Origin of the sequence: Clostridium sp. AM25-23AC (assembly GCF_003435125.1) — a bacterium.
In the GTDB taxonomy this organism is placed as follows: Bacteria; Bacillota; Clostridia; order Lachnospirales; family Lachnospiraceae; genus Pilosibacter; species Pilosibacter fragilis.
Genome location: NZ_QWGI01000106.1, coordinates 1 through 601, shown reverse-complemented (window position 1 = coordinate 601; position 601 = coordinate 1). Strand labels below are relative to the sequence as shown.

1 rRNA gene is annotated in these 601 nt (G+C 42.3%); it reads right to left on the bottom strand.

From position 1 onward, the window contains the following. Positions 1-268: 268 nt before the first annotated feature. A 5S ribosomal RNA gene (gene rrf, locus DW677_RS18150) occupies positions 269-386 on the bottom strand. Positions 387-601: the final 215 nt, after the last annotated feature.

Sequence of the window (601 nt, the reverse complement as noted above, 5' to 3'; positions counted from 1 at the left end):
TCGATACGCCTCGGATGTCTTGTATCTTAAATATTTAAGATCAATTATTTCAATATGTGATTTTCAAGGTACGTTCTGACTGAAGTTTATCAGTCATTAGCGAGTTCAATATACTTGAACTTACTAATCACTGGTAAAAACCAGTTATTAACAGCATTACCCTGCTGGAACGGGTTAACACATTCATCATCGCGAACTTCGCCTTTATCTCCACCCGCTAGAACATGTCTGTTTTATTTGAAAACTCTTTCGAGTATTTTTCAAATAAATCTGGCATCCACCTGCTCTCCCATGCCGTCTCCAGCATAGTACCATCGGCCGCTTACGTCTTAACCGTCGTGTTCGGGATGGGAACGGGTGTGTCCCATAAGCGCATCGGCACCGGAATTTTCGTGTTTTCATGAGTAAGTGCAGAACGAATCAATAAGAAATCGTGTTGAAAGCTTGCTTTCATAAGCGATTTTGTTTGGTTCATTCTATAAGCGGCGAATGCCGCGACCGAACGAACTTGTTCGTGAGGTTTGCACTTACGGGCTATGCCCTGAAAACTCAACAGTACGTAAAACCCTTACTTCTTCTTCCTTAGAAAGGAGGTGATCCA